This window comes from Vibrio sp. 10N.247.310.98 (genome assembly GCF_041467395.1).
In the GTDB taxonomy this organism is placed as follows: domain Bacteria; phylum Pseudomonadota; class Gammaproteobacteria; order Enterobacterales; family Vibrionaceae; genus Vibrio; species Vibrio crassostreae_C.
The window spans coordinates 1-2,396 of sequence record NZ_JBFSUL010000111.1 but is presented as its reverse complement, the minus strand read 5'-3'; the positions used below and the strand labels follow the sequence as shown (position 1 = coordinate 2,396).

Genomic DNA, 2,396 nt, shown 5'->3' with positions numbered 1-2,396 from the left:
CGTACGGTTCTTAGAGGGGCGGCACTTGGTAACAAGTGTCGTCTACTCGACAAAAGTAAGCTGAAGTCTGAGGGCTTATTGGCAACTTATTTCGTTCTTGTAAAACTAACCGTATCCATTGAACGTGGGCACAGCATGGGCACGAAAGGAACTAATTGTGCCTAACCAGACAAGAGTCAGCTGAAACAAAACCATTGAGGCTGATACGAAATGAATAACTATGCAAATGTGAGAGGTACAAAAAAGCCCACGCTAGGTGGGCTTTTTGCTTGTTCAGAAAGAACGAATTTGGTGCCCGCTACTGGACTCGAACCAGTGACACCTTGCATGTCATGCAAGTACTCTAACCAACTGAGCTAAGCGGGCGATGTTCTAATTTCTTATTACTACCATTGTGACAAACTCAATAGTTATGCAATAAAAACAAATAAGGAATGGTGCGTCCGAGTGAACTCGAATCACCGACCCCCGCCATGTCAAGGCGGTACTCTAACCAACTGAGCTACGGACGCATTCCCTTAGAACGCCAACGATGATATCTATGATAAACAGATGGTGCAAGTATTAACTGGCATCTTGCGATTCGTTTGCTCACTTTGCAATCAAAGACATAACAACATGTCGATTTTACACCCAGATTATCGTCAAACCGCTGAAAAACAAAGTTTAGTTAGAAAAAATTCTAATCCTTGATGACAACCAATTAACTAACCTAATGTGTTCAATTTGGGATTTTTGTTGTCTATACCGTTTTCTTGGCCTTTACAGTAACCATACAGGTATAGATCAATGCCTATATTTAGTGTCAAAAATTTTGCTTGCCCATTGGGTTACCGTAGTATTTTGATCATTATAAGTGAAAGGCACACAGAGGCTTTGTAACTCACTGAAATACATCATTCATAAAAATCACCACGATTTTGTAATCGTCGTCATCGAATTACTAGGCCGCAATGACTGAATTCGGATTTTTCATATAAAGTGGCCGGGTTATTACCAACATACATAAATACGATAGCACTCTATAGTCGAAAAACATCAGCTACAATTAATCTCCCTCAAGAGCAACAATCTATAAGCAATTCAAAACCCAACCCCACACATCATAGCTATTTTGAATACATACAGCACAGTAATACATAATGAAATTTGCATAATGGTAAAGCGCGCCTATATTCATAACCTGTAGGAATCAATAATCTAAATTCAATGCTATACGTGAATTTATGGTTTGCGATAAATACAAGTGTGAAAAATAGGGAATAAATTATGAAAAAATCACATATCGCCATTGCAGTGGCGAGCATACTATCGACATCTGCCGTATCGGCGGCGACCATTTATGAGACAGATGAAACAGTATTCAATATCGGCGGCCGCGCAGAAGTTCGAGGGAATTTCTCTGATGCGAATAAAAGTGCTGGTAATAGTAGCACCTATAGTGATAGATCACGTGTCCGCTTAAGTGTCGATGGCACACAAAAAGCGTCGGACGATGTTTCCTTTTTTGGGAAATATGAATTCGAACTAACAGAGTCTGAAGATGGCGCATCAGATGATATCGGCATTAACACTCGATTCTTATATACGGGTGTTCAAACCAATCACGGTAACGTCTATTATGGCCACCAAAATAATGCCGTTACCTACTTAACCGATTGGACGGATATGGCTGAAACCTTCAGCGGCTATATCAATGAATACACGGTGTCGACTGCTGATCGAGCAAAAAATGTTTTACGTTATGAACTGACAAGCGACAACATCACCTTTCAAATTGATGGCAATTTCAATTCAGATAGTGAATCAGCACAAAGTGACGGCTTCGGTGCAGTTGTCGCCGGCAGCACTTCGATTGGGTTAGATATTGGCGTCGGTTATGCGTCAAGTGATGAAACCTATGGCGTTGGGACAGATACAGAAACTTCTGATGCCTATATTGGTGCGGTTAAGTACACCAACGATCAGGGGGTTTGGTTCGCCGCACTCTATCAATTTGGTAGTATTTCAGGTCTAGGCGTAAAAGATTCAGACTACGATTCTGCCGATGCTTACTTGGGATACTCGTTTGGTGCCAACACCGTCAACCTGACCTACAGCTACTTTGAAGCTGACGATATTGCAGATTACGACATTAACTTTATCGGTCTAGAATACGCACGTTATATTGGCGATGTGGCCTTCTTTGGTAGTTATAAGTTTAACATGTTAGACGAGGGCGAAGGTGGGCAAGGCGATAACGACGAAGATGAGCTACAGCTCGGTATGCGTTACGCGTTTTAGTCTAAACCAATCCACTTAATATTAGTAAAGCCGAGCATAATCAATGCTCGGCTTTTTAATGGTTCATCGCGGATTAGCGGGAACTAAAAACAAAAACGGTAGTAAGTGATATG

At 41.3% G+C, this 2,396-nt stretch carries 1 protein-coding gene and 2 tRNA genes; 1 reads left to right on the top strand and 2 read right to left on the bottom strand.

Annotated features, from left to right (window positions below; all coding sequences use genetic code 11):
* Positions 1–289 precede the first annotated feature (289 nt).
* Both AB6E78_RS22790 and AB6E78_RS22785 read right to left on the bottom strand, forming a co-directional pair.
* Positions 290–366 (bottom strand) — tRNA-Val (locus tag AB6E78_RS22790).
* A gap of 69 nt (positions 367–435) precedes the next feature.
* Positions 436–512 (bottom strand) — tRNA-Val (locus AB6E78_RS22785).
* Positions 513–1,269: 757 nt separating this feature from the next.
* Between AB6E78_RS22785 and AB6E78_RS22780 the strand changes: the two genes are divergently transcribed.
* Entirely contained in the window at positions 1,270–2,283 is a 1,014-nt protein-coding gene (locus AB6E78_RS22780) for a porin (protein ID WP_372104369.1), read from the top strand.
* Positions 2,284–2,396: the final 113 nt, after the last annotated feature.

Coding starts and splice junctions, on each gene's coding strand:
- AB6E78_RS22780 (WP_372104369.1), top strand. CDS start 1,270: ATGAAAAAATCACATATCGCCATTGCAGTGGCGAGCATACTATCGACA.